Source organism: Gluconobacter cadivus, from assembly GCF_015244745.1.
GTDB lineage: Bacteria > Pseudomonadota > Alphaproteobacteria > Acetobacterales > Acetobacteraceae > Gluconobacter > Gluconobacter cadivus.
Window position 1 is genome coordinate 146,434 of the sequence record NZ_JABCQI010000005.1, and the last position, 25,680, is coordinate 172,113.

A 25,680-nucleotide genomic window follows, 5' to 3' on the forward strand; every position below is an offset into this window, starting at 1 on the left:
GGGATGTCCTTAGTTAGTGATGTGCTTCGGGCGGTTTGGGGGCAGCAGGAGCGGCAGCTTTGACCTCGGTTGCCGGGGCTGTCGCAGGAGCCGGATTTGAAATGCCTGCCATAGCGTTGACGACCTTGATCGCTTGCTGAAGCTGGAAATCCGTCGCGGGCTTCGTCGCGTCAAATGCGGGCCAGTTGGCATCCGGCATTTTGGGAATGGATTTCGCAATCGGCGGAATATCCGTGCGTGGTGTTTCGGTCGTCCGGTTGCCACCGATATTCGTCAGGATGTGAGACAGATCCGCTTCACGATATCCGTAAGAATCGTCGTCCTTCGTTTCGGAGACAGGGATATCGGGGGTGATCCCAAGGCCCTGAATGGAACGGCCGGATGGCGTATAGTAGCGGGCTGTTGTCAGGCGGACTGCGCCCTGATCTCCGATTGGGATCAGGGTCTGGACCGAGCCTTTACCGAAAGTCTTTTCGCCGAGGATGATGGCGCGGTGATGGTCCTTCAGCGCGCCAGCCACGATTTCACTGGCCGAGGCCGAACCGCCATTCGTCAGAACGACGATCGGCAGGCCATTGGTGATGTCCGTGCCTTTCGCATCCCAGCGCTGGTTGTTTTCCGCATGACGACCGCGAATGGAGACGATTTCTCCGTCCTTGATGAAATCGTCCGCGACCGCGATGGCCTGGTCGAGCTTGCCGCCCGGATTGGAACGCAGGTCGAGGATGATCCCGGTCAGCTTGCCACCGGGAGTTTTGGCCGCTTCTGCCTTGAGTTTGTCGAACGCGGCATGCATGGCGCCTTCAAGATCGTCATCGAATTCGGTCAGACGGATATAGCCCGTGCTGCCGTAGAGAGCAGATTTTACGATCTGGACATGGACGATTTCGCGCGTCATGTCGAAGGTCAGGGTCTTGCCGGTCTTGGGGCGCACGACTGTCAGGCTGATTTTGGTACCCGGATCGCCGCGCATCTTGCGGACGGCCTGATCGAGCGTCAGGTCATCAATGCTCTTGTGGTCGACCATCGTGATGAAATCGCCTGGCTGGATGCCAGCGCGTGCGGCAGGGGTGCCGTCGATCGGGGAGACGACACGGACATGGCCGGATTCACCCTGAACCTGCAGGCCCAGACCGCCAAACTTGCCCGAAATCTCGGTCTGCATGTCGTGGAACTGGGCTGCGGTCATGTAGGAGGAATGGGGGTCGAGATTGCCGACCATGCCATCCAGCGCGTTGTTGATGAGGTCCTTGTCGGACACGGGGTGGACGTATTCCGCCTTCACCACGTCCATGACCGTTCCCAGCAGCGTCAGCAGGCGGACGGTTTCCGCGCTGTTGTCATGAGAAATCTCACGGGCGAAGGCTGCGCCCGGAAAGTCGCTGGAGCCAGCAAGACGCAGGGCGCCCGGTCCGACAGCCAGTCCGGCCAGAAAGGCGGTGCCCAGCAACAGGCCACTGCGAAACTTCATGTGATCTCCATCCTCGGGCACGAAGGAACCTGCTGGCCGACGGTGCTCCGCAGGGAGACTAGGCCGGTTCAGGTTGCCAAATTACTAAGATACGATCCTACAAGGTCAGACGCTCTCGGCAAACCGGCTCAGAGGAAAGGTGCCGGGCTGACCACCTGTGCGCCGTGGCGGAGCTGGACGAACAGCATCCCTTCCGCCGCAGGCATCTGGCCGAGTGTGGCAGCTTTCCTGATGCTTTGGCCACCCGAAACAGTGAGTTGGCCCAGTCCTGACAGCACGAAACGATAGTTGCGTCCGCAATCGAGGATCAGCATTTGCCCAAAAGAGCGGAAAGGACCGGCAAATTCGACTCGGCCCGTACAGGGAGCCTGTACGGGGGCAGAAGAGAGGGCGGCATAGGTAATACCGGTGGCCGGACCGGCTTCTGTTGCCTGCCCCCAGCGGATCGCCACATGGCCCGGAACCGGGGCGTGGCCGCCGGTGCTGGAAACGCCCTGTCCGGCGGAGGAGAGTGACTGGGCCTGTGAGCGCGCATGACGGGCACGTTCGAATTCGTGCTGGCGGGCGAGAGCTGCGGCTTCTTTTTCAAGTTCGGCGCGGGCCTGTGCTTCCTGTTGTACCAGACTGGTAATTTCCGAAGAAAGTTCCGCTGCGGCCTGCATGGCGTCGGCAACGGCTTTGCGGGCTTTTTGCGCGCCCTGATCTGCGACGGCTTCCTGATGTGCGGCAATTCGGGTCCGGGTGGCAGCGGTATTGCGTTCATGCGTCTGCTGCGTCAGCAGGTCCGAAAGTTTTTTCTGTTGCTGTTCCAGATCGCTGCCGATGGCATGGAGTTCGTCTTCGCGGGACTGAAGGGTCTGGGCGCGCTGTTGGGTGAGTTGGGAAAAGCCGCCGAGAATGGACAGGGCGGTGACGCTTTCAGATGCTGTTTCCGGAGATGCCAGCAATGCTGCGTCAGGCGCGATGGACAGGCGCGCTGCGATGGGGAGCAGGGGGTGCAGGGCGGCGTTCTGTTGCCGGATGTCGGCCTGTACGGCTGTCCGTTTTTTTTTCAGCTCTGAGATGTTGGCCTGTAGAGTCTGGATGCGGCTTTGGGTGCTGTCCATGGCGGACTGCGCCGTATGGGTCTGGGCGGTGTAGGCGAGCGTCCGGGCTGTGTCCTGCCTGGCTTTTGCCTCGGCCTGCGCCGATGCGATCTGTTTGGCGCGCAGGGTTGCGGCTTCTGCGGCCTGTTGTTGTTCCAGCGCGCGACGTGCGGCCTGCGCGCGGGCGAGGGCTTTCTGCCCCGCGCTCGGCGCTGTTGCCGTTGATTTGGCAGGATGGTGGTGTGCCGCATGATGCGCTGTCGCCCAGTGGGGCGACAGGAGCAGGGCAAGCGGCAGGATGTGTCGTGGATCAGGGGCTTTCAAGCAGGGAGACACCCGTCATTGCGTCAGGCTGCCTGATATTCATGAGAGCCAACATGGTCGGGGCGAGATCCGCCAGACGGCCGTCATGAATGGTTTTGCCGTCTGCATGGGCCAGAATGACGGGCACGACATTCAGGGTGTGGGACGTATGGGCACCGCCCGTTACGGGGTCCCGCATGGTTTCGCAATTGCCGTGATCCGCTGTTACGAGCAGGGCTCCGCCTGCTTTGACAATGGCGTCATTGATGCGGCCCAGCCCCTGATCGACCGTTTCGCAGGCCTTGATGGCGGCGGGCAGGGAGCCTGTGTGGCCGACCATGTCCGGATTGGCGAAATTCAGGACGATCATGTCGAACTTGCCGCTCTCGATGGCGGCAACAGCCTTGTCCGTCAGTTCAGGTGCGGACATTTCGGGCTGAAGGTCATAGGTCGCGACCTTGGGGGACGGGACCAGAATACGCTCCTCACCCTCGAACTGGACTTCGCGGCCACCGTTGAGGAAGTAGGTGACGTGCGGATATTTTTCCGTCTCCGCCATGCGGAGCTGCGTTTTGCCCGCTTTGGCCACCACATCTCCCAGCAGATCGTCGAGCGGCACCTTGGAGAACAGGACGCTCATGTAAGGGGCAAGATGGTCGGAGTATCGGGACATGCCGCAGACGGACGCGAATTTTATCTTCCGTCCGCTGTCATATTCCGCAAAATCCGGAAGAACCAGAACGTCCAGAAGCTGGCGGATACGGTCTGCGCGGAAATTGCAGGAGAGGATGCCGTCTCCGTCCTTCATTCCAGCGTAATCGCCCAGAACGGTGGGAAGAACGAATTCATCGCCTTTGTCGCTGTCGTAACTGGCCCGAAGAGCGGAGAGCGCATCCGGAGCGTGAGGCCCCTTCGCATCTCGGATGGCCGCGACGGCTAGGTCAACACGCTCCCAGCGGCGATCGCGGTCCATGGCGTAGTAGCGGCCGCTGAGTGTGGCAACTTTTACGGTGTCTGGCAGGTCTGTCAGGAATTTACCGATGAACTCCTCACCGGAACGCGGCGCGGTATCACGACCATCGCTGAAGATGTGAACAGCGACGGGAACGCCTGCTGCGCTGACGATTTTGGCCAGTGCCACAACATGATCCTGATGGGCATGGACGCCGCCGGGCGAGATCAGGCCCATGAGGTGGCAGGTTCCGCCCGAGGCTTTTAGCGCCGCAATATGATCCAGAAGGACGGGGTTCTGGGCCAGCGATCCATCCCGGGCGCTGCGGGAAATGCGGGGCAGTTCCTGCATCACGACGCGACCGGCGCCGATATTCAGATGGCCGACTTCGGAATTGCCCATCTGGCCGTCCGGAAGGCCAACATCCTCGCCGGATGTTTTCAGAAACGCATGCGGGCTGGTGGCCCAGAGCGTGTCGAATGTCGGGGTATTGGCGAGGCGGACTGCGTTGTCGGAGTCATCTTCACGCCAGCCGAAGCCGTCGAGAATGACCAGCATGACGGGGCGGGGCGTTGAGGATGCAGACATGACAGTCTCCTGAAGGGAAAGAAGGAGGGAACTGCCGTCCATCATGCCACCATTCCCCGCAAATGCGAACGCCCGCCATGAAGGCGGGCGCTGCATTGTGATCGGAGGCAGGGCTCAGAGTTTGTCGATACCGCTTTTGACAGTATCCTTGGCGTCACCGACGCCCTTCTGGACCTTTCCCTTGAGGTTTTGGGCGATACCCTCAGCCTCAAGCTTCTCATCGTTCGTCACGTGGCCGACTTCTTCCTTGATCTTGCCCGTCACCTGATTGGCAACGCCTTTGATCTTGTCTTCGATGGAACTCATGACCGGATCCTTCCGTCTTGATGTTGTGCAGATATTAACGGGTTTCATCGTGCCGGGTTGCGTTCTGACAGTTTAAGATGCGTGACAAAATACGGCCGCGCTTTCATACATCCTCAAAGATCCATCCCCAGAAGACGTCCCTCAGAGTTTCCGGAGAACCAGCATGACCCAGAGTTGCGGCCCGAACGGGCAGACCGACAGTGGTTGCGGCGTTGGTCTGACACCCGAGCAGCGGCGCATCCTGCACGAGCATGGCACGGAACGTCCCGGTTCCAGCCCGCTTAATGATGAGAAGCGTGCGGGAACCTATGCCTGTGCAGCCTGTGGACGCCCGCTGTTCTCCTCGGAGGCTAAATATGACAGCGGCAGCGGCTGGCCGTCATTTTTCCAGCCTCTGGCTGGAGGCGTCGAAACCACGCAGGACAGCCGCTATGGCATGGTCCGCACGGAAGTTCACTGTGCGAACTGCAAGGGTCATCTGGGGCATGTCTTTCCCGATGGGCCGCCGCCCACGGGGCTGCGTTATTGTATGAATGGTCTGGCGCTCGATTTCCGCCCGGCCGAAGGAGAAAAAGCATGAGCAAGGCGCTGCCGCCTATCGTCCTCGACCATCCGCTGGTGCGCCACAAGCTGACCCGTCTGCGTGACCACAACACATCCACGGCCGGTTTCCGGCGCCTGACGCGCGAACTCAGCCTGCTGCTGGCCTATGAAGCCACGCGAAACCTTTCGCTGGCGCCGCGTCATATCGAAGCGCCGAGCGGGCCGATGGAAGGCGAGGAACTGGACGGCAAGAAGCTGTGTTTCGTTTCCATCTTGCGGGCTGGCAATGGTCTTCTGGACGGGATGCTGGATCTGGTGCCGTCCGCGCGCGTGGGGCATATCGGTCTGCGCCGGGATCATGAGACGCTTGAGGTCAGCGAATATTATTTCAACATGCCGAGCGATGTTCCGGGTCGCACCTGCATCGTTCTGGATCCGATGCTTGCCACGGGTCATTCGGCTGCGGCTGCGCTGACCCGCGTGAAGGCGGCTGGGGCGACGAACCCGATTTTCGCCTGCCTGCTGGCCGTTCCGGAAGGCATTGCCCATATGGCGGAACTGCATCCTGATGTGCAGATCGTGACCTGTTCGATCGACAGCCATCTGGACGAGCATGGCTATATCGTTCCGGGCCTTGGAGATGCGGGCGACCGTCTGTTCGGGACGCGCTAAAGCACGGACACACGGTCTTGTGTGCTGAAATGTCAGGCATTTTGTGGCGGGTATGGAGGCTCATCCTGAGGAGAGCTTTTCATGCCTGCCTATGCCCTGTTCATTCGTGAAAAACTGGCCGATCCGGCTGAATTCAAGAAATATTCGGAAGTCGTGGCTGAAACCTTCAAAGGGTTTCCGGCCAAAATCCTTGCCGCTTATGGCAGGCAGGAAAAACTCGAAGGCACCGAGCCTGATGGTGTGGTGATTATCGAGTTCCCGGATGCTGCCTCGGCCCGCGCCTGGTACGAAAGCCCGGCCTACCAGAAGGCTGCAGAGCATCGCTGGAAGGCCGGGCCGTATAATGTTGTGATCGTGGACGGGGTCTGAGGATCAGTCCCGCCGGACGATGTAATGCCGCGCCAGATCGGTCTCGATCTGGTGGGCATGTTCGGTATCGCGGGCTTCCACCATCACCAGAAGTTCGGCGGTCTGAACAGACGGGGAGGCGAACAGGCGGTGATGGGAAACTTCGATGATGTTTCCGCCGTAATTGCCGATGCGGGTGGAGATATCTGCCAGTGTGCCCGGACGATCGGGGATCTGGAAGATCAGCCGCAGGATCCGTCCATCCCGGAGCAGGGAGCGCAGGATCGTATTGGCGAGAATGCGCGCGTTGATGTTGCCGCCCGAAAGCGGCAGGGCGACGCGGCGTCCTTTGAATAATTCAGGATAGGCAAGAACGGCGGCAAGGCCCGTCGCGCCCGCACCTTCGCAGACCTGCTTGGCTTTTTCGGCCAGTGTCGTGACGGCGCTCTCGACCTGAAGCTCGCTGACAACGAGAACTTTGGAAATCCGGTTACGAAACGCGCTCAGGCAGTGATCGCCGAGTCTGGTAACGGCGATGCCTTCCGCAATGGTCGATCCGCCCAGTGTCGGGCCGTCTTCCTTGGGATAGCTGGACAGTGAGGCATAGGCCTCGACCTGTACGCCGATCACCTCAGCGTCCGGGCGCAAGGCTGCCATGACGGTGGCAAACCCGCCAATCAGCCCGCCACCACCAATCGGCACGACGACCGTGTCGATATCCGGGGCGTCCTGCAGAAGCTCAAGTGCGGCCGTGCCCTGACCGGCGATAACGGCCGGATCATTGAACGGATGAACGAGAACGCGTCCGTCCTGCTTTTGAAGCTCTGCGGCTGTTTCACTGGCCTGCGCGAAGTCGTCGCCCGCGAGCACCACGTTCGCGCCCCAAGCCTGCGTTGCCGCGACCTTGGTGGCGGGCGTGAAGCGCGGCATGACGATGGTGGCATCAATGCCGAGAAGACTGGCCTGACGGGCCACACCCTGAGCGTGATTGCCTGCCGAGACGGTAATCACGCCACGGGACCGCTCTTCCGGCGTCAGAAGGGCCATTTTGTTGGCCGCTCCGCGCTCCTTGAAGGAGCCGATCGCCTGAAGGTTCTCGAGCTTGAGCGTAATCTCCGCGCCTGTCAGTTTGGACAGGGCAGGACAGGAAATCGTCGGCGTGCGGACCACCGTGGATGCGATGCGCTCATGGGCGCTTTCGATATCCGCAATGGTCACAACAGGGGCGGTGGACGTCAGGACGTCAGACATTAGCGATATGCGACCTTGAGGATTTCATAAGTCCGGTCTCCGCCGGGAGCGGGGACCGACACGGTATCACCGACATCCTTGCCGATCAGCGCCTTGGCCAGCGGTGAGGAAATCGAAATCAGGCCCTGCTTGATGTCAGCCTCATGGACGCCGACGATCTGGTACAGGGCTTCCTTGTCGGTTTCTTCGTCAACCAGTTCGATGTGTGCGCCAAAGCGGACACGCGTTCCGGTCAGGGTCGAAGGATCGATAACTTCTGCGTTGGAAATGATGCTTTCCAGCTCCAAAACACGGCCTTCGATGAAGGACTGACGGTCACGGGCGGCGTGGTATTCGGCGTTTTCGGACAGGTCCCCATGTTCGCGGGCTTCTGCGATAGCGCGGATGACGGCCGGGCGGTCGACGCTCTTGAGGGTCCGCAGTTCGTCTTCGAGACGCTGTTGTCCCTTCGCGGTCATGGGGATCTTCTGCACTCTGAAATCCTCGAAAAAGCGTGACTGAAACTTGATAAACAGCCTGACAATATAGGATTTCGGCGAGTTTTTTGCAAGATGGCGTATTTTTATTTATCGAAAAGCAATAAAAATCTTGTTGGATCATGAGTGTATGTGCTTATCGTTTTTCGATAAGGAGAAGTCATGATGAAAACAGTTGATGCCCTTCATCGCGTTCGTCAGGTTCTGCGTTTTCTTTTCGCTACTTCAGCGGTTTTGTTCTGGAGCGAACTGCTCCTGTTGGTGGGCTCTCTTGTTCTCATGCCGGTACTGTATATGTTTTGGAACAGACAGTCCTACTCTCTGGCGCACGATGGCAATGACATGGCTGGCCTGATCGTGGGAGTTATTATTTTTTATATTTTGAAGAGCATCTTGGGGAATTCAATCTCGATTGTTGACAATGCTCTCTCGGGGAAAATTTTTTCTCGAAATAATTCCGATATTGTTTGGATTATTTTCAGAAAAATCTTTTGTTTTTCTGGAATTGTCTTTTTCGCAGGAGTGTTTTCAAGTTTCCTAGATCCTGCCGCATACGGTCCATTTTCCTGGATTGAGCTTCTTTCGGATCTTGCTGATTCCGCACTGTGTTTGGGGCTGCTTTATCTTATCGCCTTACTTTTCGAGATGGGTGTTCAGCTTCAGTCCGAAATGGATGAGGTCATCTGATGCCGGTGCAGGTCAATCTGGATGAGTTGCTGAAGGCGCGGGGGATGTCTTTGACGGAACTGTCGGAGAAAGTGGGGCTGACGCTGGCCAATCTCTCCATTCTCAAGACAGGCAAAGCAAAGGCGATCCGGTTTTCAACCCTTGAGGCTTTATGCCGGGTTCTCGACTGTCAACCGGGCGATCTTCTTCGATATTCAGGCGACTGAAACGAAAAACCCCGCCAGAGTGCTCCGGCGGGGTTTTTCAGGGTCAGGAAGGGTTCAGAACGCGCCCTTGAAGTAGGACTGGAGCGGGGCCACGCCCAGATCGTCTTCCTTGAGGACTGCAATGGCATAGGTCGCCGCACGGGCGCCTGCGATCGTGGTGTAGTGCGGGATCCCCATGGTCAGGGCGCTGCGACGGATTTCGTAGCTGTCCTGTGCGGCCTGACCGCCCTGTGAGGTGTTGATGACCATCTGCACGTCGCCTGAGCGGATGGAATCCACGCAGTTCGGGCGACCCTGCATCACCTTGTTTACGCGCTTTACGGGAATATTGGCGTCTTCCAGACGGGACGCCGTGCCGCTGGTGGCGAGGATCGTGAAGCCCATGGCAACCAGTTTGCGGGCGAGAGGCTGGACATGGGCCTTGTCGCTGTCACGGACGGACAGGAACACCGTGCCTGCAAGCGGCAGTGTGACCCCAGCGGCAAGCTGGGACTTTGCAAAGGCGCGCTCGAAGCTGGAATCCAGCCCCATGACCTCACCCGTGGACCGCATTTCCGGGCCGAGGATCGTGTCGGCATTGGCGAAGCGGTGGAACGGGAACACCGCTTCCTTGACCGCGACATGTGGAGAAACCGCACCGCCATCGAGCTTGAACTCGGTGAGCTTCGCACCCGCCATGACGCGCGCGCCGATCTTGGCGACCGGAACGCCCGTTGCCTTGGCAACGAAGGGTACGGTCCGCGAGGCGCGCGGGTTTACTTCGAGAACGAAGACTTCCTGATCCTTGATGGCGTACTGGACGTTCATCAGGCCGCGGATGCCCAGTTCGCGCGCCATGGCTTCGGTCTGGGAGCGCAGTTCCGTCACCAGTGCCGGGGAGAGCGTGTAGGGCGGCAGGGAGCAGGCGGAGTCACCGGAATGGATGCCGGCTTCTTCGATATGTTCCATGACGCCTGCGACATAGACGTTCTCGCCGTCGCAGATGCAGTCCACGTCTGCTTCGATGGCGTCGTTGAGATAGTGGTCGAGCAGGACCGGGCCGGTCGAGACTTCCGGACCTGCGGCGCGCAGGACTTCGTTGAGGTAGCGCTTGAGGCCCGGTTTGTCATAGACGATTTCCATCGCACGACCGCCAAGGACGTAGGACGGGCGGGCGACGACCGGATAGCCGACCTCTTCCGCGATGGCTTCGGCTTCCGTTGGGCTGCGGGCGATGCCGTTGCGGGGCTGGCGCAGGCCGAGCTTGCGCAGCATGGTCTGGAAGCGCTCGCGGTCTTCGGCGCGGTCGATCGCGTCCGCGGGCGTGCCGAGCAGCGGGATGCCAGCGTCTTCAAGGGCGCGGGACAGCTTGAGCGGCGTCTGGCCGCCATACTGCACGATGCAGCCCAGCACCTTGCCGCCCTTGGCTTCGGTGCGGATCAGGGCGATCACGTCCTCGGCGGTCAGGGGCTCGAAATACAGGCGGTCCGAGGTGTCGTAGTCGGTCGAGACCGTCTCGGGGTTGCAGTTGACCATGACCGTCTCGAAACCGGCTTCGCGCAGAGCGTAGGCGGCATGGACGCAGCAATAGTCGAACTCGATGCCCTGACCGATACGGTTCGGGCCGCCGCCGAGAATGATGATCTTGTCGCGGTTCGTCGGGCGGCTTTCGCATTCCGGCGTACCGAACCCGCCTTCATAAGTCGAGTACAGATAGGGCGTGTCGGACGCGAATTCGGCGGCGCAGGTGTCGATGCGGCGATAGACCGGCGTGACAGCCAGTTTTTCACGCAGTTCTGCGACATCCGTCACGCTCTGGCCGGAGAGGCGGGCGAGCTGGGTGTCCGAGAAGCCCTGGGCCTTGAGGCGGCGCAGGTTGTAGGCGTCCGTGGGCAGGCCGTTCTTTTCGATCTCGCGCTCGGAGGCCACGATGTCTTCAAGCTGGCGCAGGAACCACGGCTCGAATTTGCAGGCTGCGTTGACCTGTTCGACCGACAGTCCGGCGCGGAGGGCCTGTGCGGCCATCAGGATGCGCTCGGGGCGCGGCTCGGCCAATGCGGCGAGATAGGCGTTGTGCGAACCGTCGCCGGGGGCTTCGACCGGGTCGAGGCCGGTGAGGCCCGTTTCCATCGAGCGCAGGCCCTTCTGGATGGCTTCGGCGAAGGACCGGCCCACCGACATGGCTTCACCGACCGACTTCATGGACGTCGAGAGGAGCGCCGGGGAGCCGGGGAACTTCTCAAAGGTAAAGCGGGGGATCTTGGCGACGACATAGTCGATCGTCGGCTCAAAGGAAGCCGGAGTCGTTTTGGTGATGTCGTTCTTGAGTTCGTCCAGCGTGTAGCCGACGGCCAGCTTGGCGGCGATCTTGGCGATCGGGAAGCCGGTGGCTTTTGAAGCGAGCGCGGAAGAACGCGACACGCGCGGGTTCATTTCGATGACGACCAGACGGCCATCGGCGGGGTTGACGCCGAACTGCACGTTGGAGCCACCGGTCTCGACGCCGATCTTGCGCAGGCACGCGATCGAGGCGTCCCGCATGCGCTGGTATTCCTTGTCGGTCAGCGTCAGAGCAGGGGCGACGGTGATGGAGTCACCGGTATGGACGCCCATCGGGTCGATGTTCTCGATGGAGCAGATGATGATGCAGTTATCCGCGGTGTCGCGGACCACTTCCATCTCGTATTCTTTCCAGCCGAGAACGGATTCTTCGATCAGGACTTCGGTCGTGGGGGAGGCATCGAGGCCGCCTGCGACGATCTGGTCGAATTCCTCGCGGTTATAGGCGATGCCGCCGCCAGCGCCGCCCATGGTGAAGGACGGGCGGATGATGGCGGGCAGGCCGACATCGGCCAAGGCCGCGCGGGCTTCTTCGAGCGTATGGGCGATGGTGCTGCGGGGGCTTTCGATCCCGATCTCGTCCATGGCTTCACGGAATTTCTGGCGATCTTCTGCGCGGTCAATGACTTCCGCGTCCGCGCCGATCAGCTCCACATTGTGCTTTTTGAGGAAACCGGATTTGTCGAGCGCCATGGCGGCGTTCAGGGCTGTCTGGCCACCCATCGTCGGTAGGACGGCGTCGGGCTTTTCCTTGAGGATGATGCGCTCGACGAATTCCGGGGTGATCGGCTCGATATAGGTCGCATCCGCCAGACCGGGGTCGGTCATGATGGTGGCGGGGTTCGAGTTGATCAGGATGACGCGATAGCCTTCCTCACGCAGGGCCTTACAGGCCTGTGCGCCGGAATAGTCGAATTCGCAGGCCTGTCCGATGACGATCGGGCCAGCGCCGATGATCAGGATGGACGAAATGTCTGTCCGTTTTGGCATGGCTCAGGCTCCTGCTTTAGCGCGACGGTCCATGACCGCGACGAAACGCTCGAAAAGATAGAAACTGTCGGACGGGCCAGGGCTCGCCTCGGGATGGTACTGGACGGAGAAGGCGTCCTTTGTGGTGGAGGCGATGCCTTCGTTGGAGCCGTCGAACAGGCTCACATGCGTCACCTTCACGTCGGCGGGCAGGGACTTTTCGTCCACTGCGAAGCCATGATTCTGGCTGGTGATTTCCACGCGGCCGGTCTCGATGTCCTTGACCGGCTGGTTTGCGCCGCGATGGCCGCGGTCCAGCTTGTAGGTCTTGCCGCCCAGCGCCTGTGCCAGAAGCTGATGGCCGAGGCAGATGCCGAAGACGGGGACGTTCGCGTCCAGCACCGTGCGGATCGCGGGGACGGCATAGGTGCCGGTTGCGGCCGGATCGCCGGGGCCGTTGGAGAGGAACACGCCTTCAGGCTTGAGTTCCAGAATCTCTTCGGCAGTGGCCGTGGCGGGCAGGACGGTAACGTCACAGCCGGCGGTCACGAGGCAGCGCAGGATGTTGTCCTTGGCGCCGTAATCCATGGCGACAACGCGGCGGCGGTTTTCGGTCCGGGCCGGGCGGGTGGTTTCCCACACGCCCTGTGTCCAGACGCGCTTGGGCTGCGTCACCTCTTTGGCGAGGTCCATGCCTTCGAGGCCGGGCCACTGGCGGGCGCGGTTCAGCAGGCTGTCCGTGTCGATGCGGCCATTTTCCGGAAATGCGAGGATGGCGGTCTGCGGGCCGTTGTCGCGCAGGGTACGGGTGATGGCGCGGGTATCGACGCCGCTGATACCCGCACGGTTGTGCTGCTTCAGCCATGCCGCGAGGGGTTCATGCGAACGCCAGCTTGCGGGGGCGGTGATGTCTTCCTTCACGACGGCACCGAGGGCAGCCATTTTCGGGGCCTCGTTGTCATCGGCGTTCGTGCCGACATTGCCGATATGCGGGAAGGTGAAGGTCACGATCTGTCCGGCGAAGGATGGGTCGGTCAAGGTTTCCTGATAGCCGGTCATACCGGTGGAGAAGCACAGTTCACCGACGGCGCCATCGGTGTGGGCGCCGAAGCCACGGCCCCACAGGACTGTCCCGTCTGCAAGGACAAGGGCGGCGTTGGCGCCGGGAGGGCAGGGATTGGACACGTCCGTCTCTCTTTCTTGTTCTTGCGGGGCTTGTTCTTGTGGGGATTGAGGTGCGGTGAGATCCGCTGTCAGATCCTGAAGGGCGATTCCCGGCACGCGCAGCAGGGCTGGCCAGTGTTTGGTAGGGACCATGCGGGACTGGCGCCATTTGCGCACGGCCTCAAGCCCGACGCCCGCAAGAGCGGCGATTTCGTCCGCGCCTCCGGCTTTTTCAATGATTCTGTCGATGTCCATGGTCGCCCCGTTGCTGGCTGCCGGATAGGCTCTGGAGCCTCTGAATACGGGATCGGAAACGGAATGGGAAGTTTTTTCCCACTGTGTGTTGTGCATGCCGGGAGGGGGTGGGAAGTTTTTTCCGAATGGCTCGTTTCGTGCGTTGGGAGGCTGTCGGATTGTTGCAATCCGGCTTTTGTGCGATTTTGCCGCGATTCAAGGAATGAGGGACAGTTCGCCAAGGGAGTTTCCTGCGGGCTGTCCGATGAAGGAGAACGGCGATGTCGCTTCGCAAGCAGATCATGGATGACCTCAAGACGGCGATGAAGGCCGGTCAGTCCGAGACGGTGGCGCAGATCCGCGGGATCACGGCCAAGATCAAGGATCTGGATGTCGCTGCCCGTGCCAAGAGCGCCGAGGTGACGGATACGGACATCATTTCTGCCCTGCGCTCCATGATCAAGTCCCGCACGGAATCCGCCACGATGTATCGCGAGGGTGGTCGTCCGGAACTGGCGGAAAAGGAAGAGGGCGAGATCGCCACGATCAAGTCTTACCTGCCGCCGGAACTCGATGAATCTGCGCTGAAGGCCGGGATTGCCGAAGCGGTGCAGAAGACTGAAGCGACGGGCATGAAGGATATGGGCAAGGTCATGGCGGCTCTGAAAGAGCGCTTCGGCGCAGATTTGGACCCGGCGAAGGCCAGTGCGTTGGTGAAGGCGCATCTTTCGGCCTGATCGACCGTTCAGAAGCCTATGATGCAGAAAGCCGCTCCTTCGGGGGCGGCTTTTTTGTTGGGACGGACGTTTGACAGACGCGCGTCGCGGTCATCACTTTGATGTCCGGATTTTACGAATGAGGCCAGAATGTCCGCAGGTGGTTCAACGAAGGTCGTTTTCATTGCCCTGGGGGTCAATTTCGGAATTGCCTGCGTGAAGGGGGCCGCTGCGCTGCTGACCGGTTCGGCGGCTATGCTGGCGGAGACGGTTCATTCGTTTGTCGACTGCGGCAACCAGATCCTTCTGCTGGTGGGGATGAAGCGGGCGGCGGCTCCGGCGACGAAAGAGCATCCTCTGGGTCATCACCGGGAGCTTTATTTCTGGACGCTGGTTGTGGCGGGCGCGCTGTTTGTCGGCGGTGGTGTCGCGTCTCTGCATGAAGGCTGGGAGAAGGTCTGGCATCCGTCGGCGATGGAGCCTGTTCACATTCTGGGACACGTCCTGTCCGGCTGGTGGCTGAACGTGGCCATTCTCGGGATTTCGGGAAGCATGGAGGGCTATGGTTTTCTGGTGGCCATGAAGTCCATGCCAGCGGGTAAGGGATCTTTGTGGACCATGATCCGTCGCAGTACCGATCCGGGGCTGTTTGTCGTGCTATTTGAGGACGGGGCGGCGCTGGTCAGTCTGATGATTGCGCTGGTCTTTACTGTGCTGTCCGTGGTGACGGGGTGGCATGTGCTGGATGGTGTTGCATCGCTGCTGATCGGGGTGGTTCTGGTGATCGTGGCGGTGCTGCTGACGAACGAGACGCGCTCTTTGCTGGTCGGGGAGAGCAATCCGGAAATTGACGCCTATGTGCGCAAGGAGGCGATGAAGCTGCCAGGCGTGGTTGGGGTGAATGAGGTTGTGACCGAAACGCGGGGCCCGGGGAGCATTATCGTGCTGCTGTCGCTGGACTGGGAGGATACGCTGACGGCCGGTCAGGTCGAGCAGGGCGTGTCAGCGCTGGAGCGGATAACACGGGCGCGGTATCCGTCGGTCATGCGAATGTATGTCGAGGCACAGGACCACAGGGATGGTGTGCCGGTTCCGATCTGAAACGGGCTTTCTTCAATGGAACCGGGCTTCCGTTGAAAGAAGCCCGGTGTGGTGTGCTTACTGGGGCTGTGCCGGAGCCGTTGCGGCAGGTGCGTTGGTTGCAGGGGCGGTGCCAGTCATCTGGCCGGGCTTTGTGGAGTGTTCCACGTCATAAGCCGTAGCCTTCTCTTCATAAGAGCCTTTGGCGCCCGGGTGTTCCTGATCGTACAGGGCCGCCTTGGCGCGGGCTTCCTTGCGGTAGCGGTGACGCACATACATGCCGGTCACGCAGCCGCCCATGGCGCCCAGAACACCGTGGTGGTTGGCAACATGGCCGCCAACGGCGCCAGCGGCGCCATATTTGAGGCATCCGCCCGGTTCGGCCTGTGCTGTCGTGAGCGACGTTGCCAGCAGGCCGGTTGCGGCTGCAAGCATCAGGGACTTTTTCATGAACGTTTCCTGTTTTTCAAAGCTGTCGGAAGACCCGGCAGCAGAGAGATAGCTTTAATCATGCCTTAACCTTGTATCCTGAACAACGGGCGGTGCGATGTGACGGATATGGATTTCGGTGGAAAGTTTCCTTTAAACAGGAGCGCTGGCGCTGTATGCGCTCGGGAAACTTTTCTCCAACGCTCATGAAAGGCTCTTTCTGCCCATGGCAATTGATCCGGCCTTTCTGGATGAATTACGGAACCGGACGCCGCTTCCGTCGCTGATCGGGCGGCGCAACAAGCTGGTGAGGTCCGGGCGTAACTGGAAAACCTGCTGCCCGTTTCACGGCGAAAAAACGCCGTCCTTCTATATTTATGACGACCATTTCCATTGTTTCGGCTGCGGTGTGCATGGAGATGCGATCTCTTATGTGATGCAGAGCGAAGGGCGCAGCTTTCCCGAAGCTGTCGAACAGCTTGCTTCTGAAACCGGGCTTGAGGTTCCGAAAGCGGATCCGCGAACCGAGGGGCGTGCGCGGGAAGCGCAATCGCTGGGCGATGTTCTGAAGCTCGTGCAGGAGAGCTATCGGCGGCGTCTGTATCGTCCGGAAGGGCGGGAGGGACTGACCTATTTGCGTGGACGTGGGCTGACGGATCAGACGATTGAGCGGTTTGGTCTGGGTTGGTCCGGTGATGGGCGGCAGTTGCTGGACGAACTGCGACCACATGGTGTGAACGTTGAGATGCTGATCCGTGCGGGTGTCATGCGCGTGGACGAGCAGGGCGCGCCGAAGGGGGAACTGTTCTTCAACCGTGTGACGTTTCCGATCCGGGACCGGCGCGGGCGGATGATGTCCTTTGGTGCTCGGACGCTGGGAGACGGGCAGCCCAAATATCTCAATGGTCCAGAGACGGCGCTGTTCTCCAAGCGCCGGACGCTTTTCAATCTCGATCTGGCGCGGGAAGGCGTGCATCGCGGGGCGGATCTCGTGGTGGTCGAGGGGTATATGGACGTGATTGCCCTCGATCAGGCCGGGTTTGGGGGGGCGGTCGCGCCTCTGGGCACGGCGATGGGCGAGGAGCAGCTTGAACTGCTGTGGCGCATGTCGCCGTCGCCGATCCTGTGTCTGGATGGCGATGCGGCGGGCGCGAGAGCAGCGCTGCGGGTGTGTGAGGTTTCGCTGCCGCTTCTTTCGCCGGAACGGACGATCCGCTTCTGTCGGCTGGATGCGAAGGACGATCCGGACAGTCTGATCCGCAGTCGTGGACCGCGAGCCATGAAGGAGGCGCTGGCAGGCGCGACGTCCATGGCGGAGGAACTGTTCGGGCTTCTGACGGCGGGGCTGGTCGATCCAGGGCCGGACCAGCGGGCGGCGCTGCGGGAGAAGCTGGTGACGTTATCGAAGCTGATCCCGGACCGCTCTCTGGCGTCGGAATATCGCAGTACCCTGCTGGACATGTTCTTCGAGCGTTTCAGGCGGAAGAAAACTTTCCAGCGTAAAGCTGGAGAGAGTCTGAAGCTGTCCACGCAGGCCCCCGGTGCGATGCGCGATGTGGAGTCGGGCAATGTGGAGCGGCTCAACATCATGACGACGATGCTGCTGCAGCATCCCGATATCCTTCCGGAAGTGGAACAGGCCTATGCAGGGCTTTCTCTCCCGTCGGATCTGGATCGTTTGCGCTCTGCGCTTCTGGACTGGTCCTGTCAGGAAGAGGGGCGCGATGCCCTGACGGAAGAAAGCTGCATGGCGTGGCTTGAAGAGCATGGGCTGGCGGATCTGGCTGGGGCGCTGAAAAGTGGACCGCTGCCGCGCGGTGTGGGGGACGGGAAGGTCCGGGATGAGATCCTGAAGGTGGATGTCATTGAAAGCTGGTGGCATTTTTATGCCTTGGTCAATTTCCAGACTTTCGAGCGCACTCTTGAAGAAGACGTGACCAAAGCTGTTGTGAATGGTGACATGGAGTCTTTTGTGGATGAGACTGGTCAGAGTGGGTTGCGCTTTCCCAGTGCGCTCATGACCCGGCTGCGGGTGCGCGATGCTCTCAAAAGCGGAGAGAGAGTCGGAGAGTGAGCGCCCTGATGTGGTGTTGGGATCACTTGCGAAGAAACGGATACGAAACGATTTTTATTCCCGAAAGGTTGCATTCTTTGGGGCTGCAATCTTGACTTCGGGCGAAGGATCGACCACCTGCACGCTGCCGGATTGCTAACTCGCGGCGGAGTTGACGGAGAGACGAATGGCGACGAAAACAGCCTCTGGAACGGATCGGAACGCGCAGGAACAGGAGGGGGATGCCACTCTCCTTGATACGCAGTCCGCTGCCGTCAAGCGGCTGATCGCCAAAGGGCGTGAACGCGGGCATATCACTTTTGATGAACTGAATGCGGTCCTGCCGCAGGACCAGATGTCTTCCGAGCAAATCGAAGACGTCATGGCGGCCCTGTCGGAAATGGGCATTCAGGTTCTTGAAAACGAGGATCAGGACGAAGGCGAAGGCGCTTCCGAGAAGGAAAGCGAAGCCGAGACCGAGGAGGCCGAAGGCCCTCAGGGCGGTAACGTTGATGCCGAGGCCGCCAGCCGCACGGATGATCCGGTCCGGATGTACCTGCGTGAGATGGGTTCGGTTGAACTGCTGTCCCGCGAAGGCGAAATCGCGATCGCCAAGCGGATCGAGGCGGGTCGCGATGAGATGATCGGCGGCCTGTGCGAGAGCCCGCTGACGATTCGCGCCATCATTTCCTGGCATGAGCGCCTCAAGGACGGCGAGATGCTCCTGCGCGACATCGTCGATCTGGAGGCCAGTCAGGGCGGTGGTCCCGATCCGGACGCGGTTGAGGGCGAAGAAGGCGATGAGGCGTCCGAAGAGGACGACAAGGCCGAGGACGAGAACGAAGAGGGCGACGGCGAGCAGCAGGAAGGCAGTGGCCTGTCCCTGTCCGCGCTGGAAGAGAAGCTGAAGCCGGAAATTCTGGCCCGTTTCGAAGCCATCGAGCCGCTGTATCACAAACTGCGCAAGATCCAGATCAAACGTATTGAGGCCTTGACGGGCGGCGAGGATCACTCGGACAAGTCCGAGCAGACCTACGAGAAGCTGCGTCATGAACTGGTCAGTCTGGTTGAGCAGGTGCATCTGCACAACAACCGGATTGAGGAACTGGTCGCGCAGATCAAGATGCAGGTTCAGAAGCTGAACGGCGTTGAAGGCCGGATGATGCGTCTGGCTGAGAGCTGCAAGATTTCGCGTGACGACTTCCTCATCAAATATCGCAGCCGCGAACTGGACCCGACCTGGCTGGACAGCATTTCCGCGCTGCCCGGCAAGGGCTGGAAAAACCTGACGACCAAGCACATGGACCAGCTGCGCAACCTGCGTGGCGAGATTGCGGCCCTGTCGCATGAAACGGGTCTGCCGGTTGGTGAATTCCGTCGCGTTTATGCGACCGTTTCCCGAGGCGAGCGTGATTCCACGCGTGCCAAGAAGGAAATGATCGAGGCGAACCTGCGTCTGGTGATCTCGATCGCCAAGAAATATACGAACCGCGGCTTGCAGTTTCTGGATCTGATTCAGGAAGGCAACATCGGCCTGATGAAGGCTGTGGACAAGTTCGAGTACCGTCGCGGCTACAAGTTCTCGACCTATGCGACCTGGTGGATCCGTCAGGCGATCACACGCTCCATCGCGGATCAGGCCAAGACGATCCGTATTCCGGTCCACATGATCGAGACGATCAACAAGCTGGTCCGGACGTCGCGTCAGATGCTGCATGAGATCGGGCGTGAGCCGGCTCCGGAAGAGCTGGCTGAGAAGCTCGGTATGCCGCTGGAGAAGGTCCGCAAAGTCCTGAAAATCGCCAAGGAGCCGATCTCGCTTGAGACGCCGATCGGTGATGAGGAAGACAGCCATCTCGGTGACTTCATCGAGGACAAGACGGCCGTTATTCCTCTGGATGCCGCGATCCAGACGAATCTGCGTGAAGCCACGACCCGCGTTCTGGCGTCTCTGACGCCGCGTGAAGAGCGTGTGTTGCGGATGCGCTTCGGCATTGGCATGAACACGGACCACACCCTTGAGGAAGTGGGCCAGCAGTTCAACGTCACGCGTGAACGTATCCGTCAGATCGAGGCAAAGGCGCTGCGTAAGCTCAAGCATCCGAGCCGTTCGCGCAAGCTGCGCTCCTTCCTCGACGACAACTGAGCCGTCTGAGAGCGCGCGGCAATGTTGCCGGACTGGCTCAGGCCGAAAGGGGCATCCACCCGTCTTGCGGTGGATGTCACTTTTCTGGAGACGTGTTCTTCCCGACCCTCTCCGGTTCTGCCTGAAGGGTTTTCCCTGTCGCGCACGACGGGGAACGAAGCTCTTCCGCTTTACCGTTTCCTGTATTCGACAGTCGGGCAGGAATACTGCTGGTGGATGCGCCGGTCGATGCCGGATGCGGAACTGGGAGAAATCCTCCATGATCCTGCTGTTCATTTCATGGTTCTGCGTGACAGCAGCGGCGAACCGGCTGGTTTCTATGAGCTGGATCTGCGACAGGGTGGGGATGCCAATCTGGCCTATTTCGGCCTTCTGCCACAAGCGATGGGGCGTGGGCTGGGTCGGGCACTTCTGGACCATGCCATTGCGCGGGCGTTCGGGGCAGGGAGCTGGCGGCTGCGGGTCAATACCTGCACGCTGGACCATCCCAATGCGCTTCCGAATTATCGTCGGGCGGGATTTGCGGTCCGGCATGTCGTGTCTGAAACATGGGACGTTCCAGACGAATATGTGCCGGAAAGACTGAGGCGACTCTGAGTTAAGACTTGCTTTTGGGGGCTGTGCGTGATTAATGCCGCCTTTCCCTGCCGGGCGATGTGGCATCGCGCCGGCTATACCCGCGCCCTGTAACATGGGCCCTGTTTCCGGCATGGGTCGGAGCCAGTTGCGGGTTGACCCAATCCGAAGGGAGTCTTCATGCCATTGTATGAAAGCGTGCTCATTGCACGTAATGATGTGTCGCAGGCTCAGGTGGAAACCCTGGTCGAGACCATCGAAACCCTGCTCACGGACAACGGCGGTTCCATCCAGAAGCGCGAGTTCTGGGGCCTGCGTTCCCTCGCATACCGCATCAAGAAGAACCGCAAGGGCCATTACGTCCTGCTGGGCCTTGACTGCACCCCCGACACGCTGCGCGAAGTTGAGCGTCAGCTCGGCCTGAACGAAGACGTGCTGCGCGTCCTCACGCTGCGCGTCGACGAGATCGACGAGAACCCCTCTCCGGTTCTGGCTCGCAAGAGCGACGATCGTGGCGATCGCGGTAACTTCCGTGGCGGCTCCAAGCCGGCTGGTCGTTTCGAGAGCGGCCGTGGCGGTCCCCGTCGCAGCAGCGAAGACCGTGAAGAATATCGTGCACGCGGCGAGCATGACGATGTTCGCGAGACGGCTGGAGCGGAGTAAGAATCATGTCTGACACCATCACGCCTGACGCAAACGAAGTGAACCCCGCTGCCCGTCGCACGGCAGTTGGCGCACGTCGTCCGTTCTACCGTCGTCGCAAGTCCTGCCCGTTCTCTGGTGCCAATGCCCCGAAGATCGACTACAAGGACGTGCGTCTGCTGAGCCGCTTCCTTTCCGAGCGCGGCAAGATCGTGCCGAGCCGCATCACGGCCGTTTCGGCCAAGAAGCAGCGTGAGCTGGCACAGGCGATCAAGCGCGCCCGCTTCCTCGCCCTGCTCCCCTACGTTGTGAACTGAGGAGAGCATCATGTCCCAGACCGCACTGATCCTGCTGCAGCGGGTCGAGCATCTCGGCCAGATGGGCGACCTGGTGCACGTGAAGCCGGGCTATGCCCGTAACTTCCTGCTGCCCCAGGCCAAGGCCATGCGCGCCACGGTTGCCAACAAGAAGCGTTTCGAGACCGAGCGCGCCCAGCTTGAGGCCCAGAACCTCAAGAAGCGCGAAGAGGCCGAGCGCCTTGCCGAGCGCATGCACGAACTGTCCGTTGTTGTCATCCGTCAGGCTGGCGACAGTGGCAGCCTGTATGGTTCCGTCAGCACCCGCGACATCGCGGTTGCCGCTACGGATGCCGGCCTGACGATTTCGCGTCAGCAGGTTGTTCTGGCACACCCGATCAAGCAGCTTGGTCTGACGGAAGCACGCGTTGTGCTGCATCCGGAAGTGTCCATTCCGCTGACGGTCAACGTTGCCCGTTCCGCTGAAGAAGCCGAGCGTCAGGCTCGTGGCGAAGAGATCGGCGTGCAGGAAGAGGATGAAAACATCCTTGGTGACCTGCAGGCTGAGAACGCCGCCGAAGAGGCTGCTGCCGAAGCTGCCGAGGCCTCGGAAGAAGCGTAAGGCTTTTACCGCTGATCTTGGTTTTAAAGAACCCGGCCGGGAATATTCCCGAGCCGGGTTTTTTTATGTCCATTTGACTGGCAGGATACAACTAGAGGCCCGCTGAGGCTTTTTCCCGGTATTGGAATCAGGAGATCGGAATGAAGCGAATTCTGGATTTTGTCTTGCGGAAATTCATTCAGACGGGACGCCTGCGGGTCACATTCAGCGATGGTATTGTCCGGACCTATTGCGGATCAAAGCCGGGACTTGAGGCGGGTCTGCATCTTCGGACCAAGCAGGCCGAGCGGGCCCTCATCGTCAATTCCGGTCTCGCCTTTGGTGAGGAATACATGGCGGGCAGCATCGTTCCCGACGGATGTACACTTGAGACGCTGCTGACGGTGCTGATGGAAAACATCAACAGTCATGGGCATGTTTTCGAGGAAATCGAGGACCGTCTGCGGTACGTCACCCGGGCCTGGAAGACGCTGAATTCTCTCAAGACGTCCCGAAGCAATGTGGCGCATCATTATGATCTGAACGGCACGCTATACGATCTGTTTCTCGACAAGGACCGGCAGTATTCCTGCGCGTATTTCGAGCGTGAGGACATGACGCTGGAGGAGGCGCAGAGTGCCAAGAAGCGCCATATCGCGGCCAAGCTCAATCTGGATCGTCCGGGGTTGGAGGTGCTGGATATCGGCTGTGGCTGGGGCGGAATGGCCCTGACGCTGGCGAAGGATTACGGCGCACGGGTTCTGGGGATCACGCTGTCACGCGAGCAACTTGCTGTGGCGCGGCAGCGGGCGAAGGATGAAGGGCTCGACGGGCAGGTCCGGTTTGAACTGATTGATTACCGCAACCTGCACCAGCAGTTTGATCGGATTGTTTCGGTGGGCATGTTCGAGCATGTGGGGCCGCCGCAGTTCGAGGCTTTTTTCCAGAAAGTGAAGGCCTGTCTGAAGCCGGATGGCGTGGCGCTGATCCATTCGATTGGACGGATGGACGGGCCGGGAACGACCAATCCCTGGATTCAGAAATATATTTTTCCGGGCGGGTACTCGCCTGCTCTGAGCGAGACACTGGCAGCGATTGAACGGTCAGGTCTGTGGATGACGGATTGTGAGGTGCTGCGTCTGCATTATGCGCGTACGCTGGCGGAATGGCGCAAGCGCTTCGATGCCAACCGTGAGAAGATCCGGGCGTTGTATGACGAGCGCTTTGTCCGGATGTTCGAGTTCTATCTGGTCGGGGCTGAGCTGTCGTTCCGGGTGCAGGGGCACATGAACTTTCAGCTTCAGCTGGCCCGGTCGATTGATGCGGTGCCGTTCACGCGCGATTACATGTTCGAGCGTGAACGGGAAAGCGCAGGCTAGTAAGGAGTTTTAGCGGCTGGCGAGATTGAGTTCCGCCAGCCGTGCGAATTCAGCGACCGAGAGGGTTTCGGCGCGGCGGGTGGGCTCGATTTCGGCTTTTTCCAGAAGGCGTTCGCCCCCGATGGATTTCAGCGAGGAGCGCAGCATCTTGCGGCGTTGTCCGAAGGCGGCCGCCGTAACCTGCTCCATGGCGCGGAACAACTGTGGGGAGGGCTGCTCGGCGTGTGGGATGATGACGGCCACTGCGGAATGGACCTTGGGTGGCGGTGAGAAGGCTCCGGGCGGGATGCGCAGGGCGACCGAGCATGTGGCGCACCACTGGGCCAGAACTGCGAGGCGCCCGTAAGCCGAACTGCCCGGTTCCGCGCAGATCCGCTCGGCGACTTCGAGCTGGAACATCAGGGAGAGCCGTTCCCACTGCGATGCCTGTCGCAGCCATCCCACGAGGAGAGGGGTGGCGACGTTATAGGGCAGGTTGGCGATGATCTGGCGGGGTGCGGGGGCAAGGGTGGCCGCGTCCAGCTTCAGAGCATCTTCGCGGACGACGTGAAGACGGTCCGGATAGTAGGTCGCCAGTTCGTCAAGCAGGGGCCAGGCGCGTTCGTCGATTTCCACGACATCGACGCGGGTGGCGGGCGTGTCCAGCAAAGCGCGGGTCAGGCCGCCAGGACCGGGACCGATTTCAACGACACTGCGCCCGGTCAGGTCGCCGCCAAGGGCTGCGATCCGGGCGCAGATGCCCGGATCAAGAAGGAAGTGCTGGCCGAGGGATTTCTTGGCATCCAGACCATGGATCTGGATGGTGTCGCGCAGTGAGGGAAGGGACACGTCAGTTGGTGGCCTTGGCAGCAGGACGCATCTCGATGATGGCGCGGCGCTGAAGATCACGCTGAAGCTGGCGCGACGCCTGCTCGACATGCTCGTTCATAAGCTGGTCGGCGATTTCGCTCGGGCTCTGTTGCGCCAGATTTTTCTGCTGCCGGTTGCAGACCATGAGCAGGGCGATACCGTCCATCGAGACCAGCGGACGGCTGACCTTGTTGGGGGGGAGCGATTCGAGGACGGATTTCATCTGCGGCATCAGACGTTCCAGAATCTGAGAACCGGGATTACCGGGGCGCTTTTCACCCAGAGACTTGTTGAGCGCTTCCATGGCATCGCAGCTATGGATCGTCTGAACGGCGGTCGTGGCTTTTTGTAGGGCTGCACGCTGCTGTTCGGTCGGGTTCTGCGGGTTCAGGGGCGCATCGAACGGGAAAAAGGCCTGTCTCAGATCAAGCTGGGTGCCCATTTGTTTGCCGACCACGCGTTTGGCCTGAACGGTGGCGATGACGAAGCCGCCCGCGACCTGAATGGGGTTAGAGATGGCGCCGATCGGCATCTGGCGGACGATGTTGACGACTTGCGGATCGAGGTTGTCTTCCTGCACCCAGCCCATGGAGCCGCCGTCGAGAGCAGACTGGGCCTGAGAGAACTGCGCGGCCACAATCGGGAACGGCGCGCCCTCGCGGAGCTGGGAGATGATGGTTTTGGTGAAGGCGAGTTCGGCTTCGTCATGGCGCGGGTCGGCGACGGGAACGAAGATTTCGCTCATGAAATACTGCGGGCGTCCCTGTTCCGCCTGAAGCGCCTGTTCGCGCTGGCTGATCTGGGTTGCCGTGATGCGGCCTTCCTCGCCAAGCTTTTCACGCAGCACCTGCATCCAGCCGATCTGGACGCGGATCTGGTCGATCAGGGTCGTGAGCGAGACGCCGTCCGAAGCCAGGCGGTTGCGGAGGGCGTTTTTGGGCATCCCGTTGCGCTGTTCGATATTGGCGATGGCACCTGCGATCTGATCCGGCTCCACGTTGATGTGGCGCTTGAGGATTTCCTGCGTTTTCAGGCGTTCGTCGATCAGCTGATGGATGATCTGGCCACGCATGCGCCCCATGATTTCCGGGCTGATGGGCAGGCCGGTCGAGAGCACGAACAGCTTTGCGCGGTTGTCCACGTCACGCTGCGTGAGAACCTGTCCGTTGATGACGGCCAGAATCTGGTCCTCAGGAGGCTTGACCGGGGCTGCGGCCTCTTTGGTGGCAGCAGGTTTCGTGGCCGCCTTGTGGTGCGGGGCGGCCATGGCCGGGAGAGTGGCCGAGAAAGCCAGAAGGACAGCCAGGGCCGTGGATGCGGTGCAATGGGTCTTGGACAT

General features: G+C 60.5%; 25 protein-coding genes. 14 read left to right on the forward strand and 11 right to left on the reverse strand.

What is annotated here, in order from left to right; translation table 11 throughout:
* Nucleotides 1-13 precede the first annotated feature (13 nt).
* The 4 genes from HKD28_RS08860 to HKD28_RS08875 all read right to left on the reverse strand — a co-directional run bounded on the left by HKD28_RS08860 (nucleotide 14) and on the right by HKD28_RS08875 (nucleotide 4,705).
* A complete protein-coding gene (locus HKD28_RS08860; protein WP_194267952.1) occupies nucleotides 14-1,471 on the reverse strand; it encodes a S41 family peptidase in 1,458 nt (485 codons plus the stop codon).
* 128 nt (nucleotides 1,472-1,599) lie between these two features.
* Nucleotides 1,600-2,880, reverse strand: a complete 1,281-nt coding sequence (locus tag HKD28_RS08865) for a murein hydrolase activator EnvC family protein (RefSeq protein ID WP_194267953.1) — start codon at nucleotides 2,878-2,880, stop codon at nucleotides 1,600-1,602.
* Nucleotides 2,867-4,399, reverse strand: a complete 1,533-nt coding sequence (gene gpmI / locus HKD28_RS08870; RefSeq protein WP_194267954.1) for a 2,3-bisphosphoglycerate-independent phosphoglycerate mutase — start codon at nucleotides 4,397-4,399, stop codon at nucleotides 2,867-2,869. The genes HKD28_RS08865 and gpmI overlap by 14 nt, the downstream gene beginning before the upstream one ends.
* Before the next feature lie 114 nt (nucleotides 4,400-4,513).
* Nucleotides 4,514-4,705, reverse strand: coding sequence for a CsbD family protein (locus HKD28_RS08875; protein WP_062033238.1), 192 nt, complete (start codon nucleotides 4,703-4,705; stop codon nucleotides 4,514-4,516).
* A gap of 163 nt (nucleotides 4,706-4,868) precedes the next feature.
* On the opposite strand from HKD28_RS08875, the gene msrB reads away from it, so the two are divergent.
* From msrB to HKD28_RS08890, 3 genes are all read left to right on the forward strand, one after another.
* Nucleotides 4,869-5,285, forward strand: coding sequence for a peptide-methionine (R)-S-oxide reductase MsrB (gene msrB, locus HKD28_RS08880; protein WP_194267955.1), 417 nt, complete (start codon nucleotides 4,869-4,871; stop codon nucleotides 5,283-5,285).
* The gene (gene upp, locus HKD28_RS08885; RefSeq protein WP_099286883.1) at nucleotides 5,282-5,920 is read left to right on the forward strand and encodes a uracil phosphoribosyltransferase; all 639 of its coding nucleotides are present in this window, start codon (nucleotides 5,282-5,284) and stop codon (nucleotides 5,918-5,920) included. Before msrB ends, upp begins: the two co-directional genes overlap by 4 nt.
* Nucleotides 5,921-6,001: 81 nt before the next feature.
* The gene (locus tag HKD28_RS08890) at nucleotides 6,002-6,289 is read left to right on the forward strand and encodes a DUF1330 domain-containing protein (protein ID WP_194267956.1); all 288 of its coding nucleotides are present in this window, start codon (nucleotides 6,002-6,004) and stop codon (nucleotides 6,287-6,289) included.
* Nucleotides 6,290-6,292: 3 nt separating this feature from the next.
* Here the strand turns inward: HKD28_RS08890 and HKD28_RS08895 are convergent, their stop codons facing one another.
* Complete coding sequence (locus HKD28_RS08895) at nucleotides 6,293-7,519, reverse strand: threonine ammonia-lyase (protein WP_194267957.1); 1,227 nt, start codon at nucleotides 7,517-7,519, stop codon at nucleotides 6,293-6,295.
* The gene (gene greA / locus HKD28_RS08900) at nucleotides 7,519-7,992 is read right to left on the reverse strand and encodes a transcription elongation factor GreA (protein WP_099286880.1); all 474 of its coding nucleotides are present in this window, start codon (nucleotides 7,990-7,992) and stop codon (nucleotides 7,519-7,521) included. The genes HKD28_RS08895 and greA overlap by 1 nt, the downstream gene beginning before the upstream one ends.
* Nucleotides 7,993-8,157: 165 nt before the next feature.
* Here greA and HKD28_RS08905 point away from each other — a divergent pair, with 165 nt between their 5' ends.
* Together HKD28_RS08905 and HKD28_RS08910 are read left to right on the forward strand one after the other, a co-directional pair.
* On the forward strand, nucleotides 8,158-8,682 hold the full coding sequence (locus HKD28_RS08905; RefSeq protein ID WP_194267958.1) for a hypothetical protein: 525 nt from the start codon (nucleotides 8,158-8,160) through the stop codon (nucleotides 8,680-8,682).
* On the forward strand, nucleotides 8,682-8,888 hold the full coding sequence (locus HKD28_RS08910) for a helix-turn-helix domain-containing protein (protein WP_194262329.1): 207 nt from the start codon (nucleotides 8,682-8,684) through the stop codon (nucleotides 8,886-8,888). Before HKD28_RS08905 ends, HKD28_RS08910 begins: the two co-directional genes overlap by 1 nt.
* A 54-nt stretch (nucleotides 8,889-8,942) precedes the next feature.
* Here the strand turns inward: HKD28_RS08910 and carB are convergent, their stop codons facing one another.
* Nucleotides 8,943-12,197, reverse strand: a complete 3,255-nt coding sequence (carB, locus tag HKD28_RS08915; protein WP_194267959.1) for a carbamoyl-phosphate synthase large subunit — start codon at nucleotides 12,195-12,197, stop codon at nucleotides 8,943-8,945.
* 3 nt (nucleotides 12,198-12,200) lie between these two features.
* Nucleotides 12,201-13,595: a glutamine-hydrolyzing carbamoyl-phosphate synthase small subunit gene (gene carA, locus HKD28_RS08920; protein ID WP_194267960.1), complete on the reverse strand. Its 1,395-nt coding sequence runs from the start codon at nucleotides 13,593-13,595 to the stop codon at nucleotides 12,201-12,203.
* Nucleotides 13,596-13,855: 260 nt separating this feature from the next.
* On the opposite strand from carA, the gene HKD28_RS08925 reads away from it, so the two are divergent.
* Nucleotides 13,856-14,311: a GatB/YqeY domain-containing protein gene (locus HKD28_RS08925; protein WP_194262332.1), complete on the forward strand. Its 456-nt coding sequence runs from the start codon at nucleotides 13,856-13,858 to the stop codon at nucleotides 14,309-14,311.
* Nucleotides 14,312-14,440: 129 nt separating this feature from the next.
* Complete coding sequence (locus HKD28_RS08930; protein ID WP_194267961.1) at nucleotides 14,441-15,391, forward strand: cation diffusion facilitator family transporter; 951 nt, start codon at nucleotides 14,441-14,443, stop codon at nucleotides 15,389-15,391.
* A gap of 57 nt (nucleotides 15,392-15,448) precedes the next feature.
* Here the strand turns inward: HKD28_RS08930 and HKD28_RS08935 are convergent, their stop codons facing one another.
* A complete protein-coding gene (locus HKD28_RS08935; protein ID WP_194267962.1) occupies nucleotides 15,449-15,820 on the reverse strand; it encodes a hypothetical protein in 372 nt (123 codons plus the stop codon).
* A 205-nt stretch (nucleotides 15,821-16,025) separates the two neighbouring features.
* Between HKD28_RS08935 and dnaG the strand changes: the two genes are divergently transcribed.
* The 7 genes from dnaG (at nucleotide 16,026) to HKD28_RS08970 (ending at nucleotide 23,492) form a co-directional block, all read left to right on the forward strand.
* Nucleotides 16,026-17,873, forward strand: a complete 1,848-nt coding sequence (gene dnaG, locus HKD28_RS08940; protein ID WP_194267963.1) for a DNA primase — start codon at nucleotides 16,026-16,028, stop codon at nucleotides 17,871-17,873.
* 166 nt (nucleotides 17,874-18,039) lie between these two features.
* Complete coding sequence (gene rpoD / locus HKD28_RS08945) at nucleotides 18,040-19,998, forward strand: RNA polymerase sigma factor RpoD (protein ID WP_194267964.1); 1,959 nt, start codon at nucleotides 18,040-18,042, stop codon at nucleotides 19,996-19,998.
* A 21-nt stretch (nucleotides 19,999-20,019) separates the two neighbouring features.
* Complete coding sequence (locus HKD28_RS08950) at nucleotides 20,020-20,595, forward strand: GNAT family N-acetyltransferase (protein WP_194267965.1); 576 nt, start codon at nucleotides 20,020-20,022, stop codon at nucleotides 20,593-20,595.
* 159 nt (nucleotides 20,596-20,754) lie between these two features.
* On the forward strand, nucleotides 20,755-21,237 hold the full coding sequence (gene rpsF, locus HKD28_RS08955; RefSeq protein WP_099286872.1) for a 30S ribosomal protein S6: 483 nt from the start codon (nucleotides 20,755-20,757) through the stop codon (nucleotides 21,235-21,237).
* A gap of 5 nt (nucleotides 21,238-21,242) precedes the next feature.
* Complete coding sequence (gene rpsR, locus HKD28_RS08960) at nucleotides 21,243-21,533, forward strand: 30S ribosomal protein S18 (RefSeq protein WP_099286871.1); 291 nt, start codon at nucleotides 21,243-21,245, stop codon at nucleotides 21,531-21,533.
* A 10-nt stretch (nucleotides 21,534-21,543) separates the two neighbouring features.
* Nucleotides 21,544-22,134: a 50S ribosomal protein L9 gene (rplI, locus tag HKD28_RS08965; protein WP_099286870.1), complete on the forward strand. Its 591-nt coding sequence runs from the start codon at nucleotides 21,544-21,546 to the stop codon at nucleotides 22,132-22,134.
* A 140-nt stretch (nucleotides 22,135-22,274) separates the two neighbouring features.
* Nucleotides 22,275-23,492, forward strand: a complete 1,218-nt coding sequence (locus HKD28_RS08970; protein ID WP_194267966.1) for an SAM-dependent methyltransferase — start codon at nucleotides 22,275-22,277, stop codon at nucleotides 23,490-23,492.
* A 9-nt stretch (nucleotides 23,493-23,501) separates the two neighbouring features.
* Here the strand turns inward: HKD28_RS08970 and rsmA are convergent, their stop codons facing one another.
* Nucleotides 23,502-24,320: a 16S rRNA (adenine(1518)-N(6)/adenine(1519)-N(6))-dimethyltransferase RsmA gene (gene rsmA, locus HKD28_RS08975; protein WP_194267967.1), complete on the reverse strand. Its 819-nt coding sequence runs from the start codon at nucleotides 24,318-24,320 to the stop codon at nucleotides 23,502-23,504.
* A gap of 1 nt (nucleotide 24,321) precedes the next feature.
* Nucleotides 24,322-25,680 (reverse strand): peptidylprolyl isomerase, encoded by a 1,359-nt coding sequence (locus tag HKD28_RS08980; RefSeq protein ID WP_194262342.1) that lies wholly within the window; start codon nucleotides 25,678-25,680, stop codon nucleotides 24,322-24,324.

Coding starts and splice junctions, on each gene's coding strand:
- HKD28_RS08950 (WP_194267965.1), top strand. CDS start 20,020: ATGTTGCCGGACTGGCTCAGGCCGAAAGGGGCATCCACCCGTCTTGCG.
- HKD28_RS08895 (WP_194267957.1), bottom strand. CDS start 7,519: ATGTCTGACGTCCTGACGTCCACCGCCCCTGTTGTGACCATTGCGGAT.
- dnaG (WP_194267963.1), top strand. CDS start 16,026: ATGGCAATTGATCCGGCCTTTCTGGATGAATTACGGAACCGGACGCCG.
- HKD28_RS08910 (WP_194262329.1), top strand. CDS start 8,682: ATGCCGGTGCAGGTCAATCTGGATGAGTTGCTGAAGGCGCGGGGGATG.
- HKD28_RS08875 (WP_062033238.1), bottom strand. CDS start 4,705: ATGAGTTCCATCGAAGACAAGATCAAAGGCGTTGCCAATCAGGTGACG.
- HKD28_RS08860 (WP_194267952.1), bottom strand. CDS start 1,471: ATGAAGTTTCGCAGTGGCCTGTTGCTGGGCACCGCCTTTCTGGCCGGA.
- rpsF (WP_099286872.1), top strand. CDS start 20,755: ATGCCATTGTATGAAAGCGTGCTCATTGCACGTAATGATGTGTCGCAG.
- HKD28_RS08930 (WP_194267961.1), top strand. CDS start 14,441: ATGTCCGCAGGTGGTTCAACGAAGGTCGTTTTCATTGCCCTGGGGGTC.
- HKD28_RS08905 (WP_194267958.1), top strand. CDS start 8,158: ATGATGAAAACAGTTGATGCCCTTCATCGCGTTCGTCAGGTTCTGCGT.
- HKD28_RS08890 (WP_194267956.1), top strand. CDS start 6,002: ATGCCTGCCTATGCCCTGTTCATTCGTGAAAAACTGGCCGATCCGGCT.
- HKD28_RS08970 (WP_194267966.1), top strand. CDS start 22,275: ATGAAGCGAATTCTGGATTTTGTCTTGCGGAAATTCATTCAGACGGGA.
- HKD28_RS08935 (WP_194267962.1), bottom strand. CDS start 15,820: ATGAAAAAGTCCCTGATGCTTGCAGCCGCAACCGGCCTGCTGGCAACG.
- upp (WP_099286883.1), top strand. CDS start 5,282: ATGAGCAAGGCGCTGCCGCCTATCGTCCTCGACCATCCGCTGGTGCGC.
- rpsR (WP_099286871.1), top strand. CDS start 21,243: ATGTCTGACACCATCACGCCTGACGCAAACGAAGTGAACCCCGCTGCC.
- msrB (WP_194267955.1), top strand. CDS start 4,869: ATGACCCAGAGTTGCGGCCCGAACGGGCAGACCGACAGTGGTTGCGGC.
- rplI (WP_099286870.1), top strand. CDS start 21,544: ATGTCCCAGACCGCACTGATCCTGCTGCAGCGGGTCGAGCATCTCGGC.
- HKD28_RS08980 (WP_194262342.1), bottom strand. CDS start 25,680: ATGTCCAAGACCCATTGCACCGCATCCACGGCCCTGGCTGTCCTTCTG.
- carA (WP_194267960.1), bottom strand. CDS start 13,595: ATGGACATCGACAGAATCATTGAAAAAGCCGGAGGCGCGGACGAAATC.
- carB (WP_194267959.1), bottom strand. CDS start 12,197: ATGCCAAAACGGACAGACATTTCGTCCATCCTGATCATCGGCGCTGGC.
- rpoD (WP_194267964.1), top strand. CDS start 18,040: ATGGCGACGAAAACAGCCTCTGGAACGGATCGGAACGCGCAGGAACAG.
- gpmI (WP_194267954.1), bottom strand. CDS start 4,399: ATGTCTGCATCCTCAACGCCCCGCCCCGTCATGCTGGTCATTCTCGAC.
- HKD28_RS08925 (WP_194262332.1), top strand. CDS start 13,856: ATGTCGCTTCGCAAGCAGATCATGGATGACCTCAAGACGGCGATGAAG.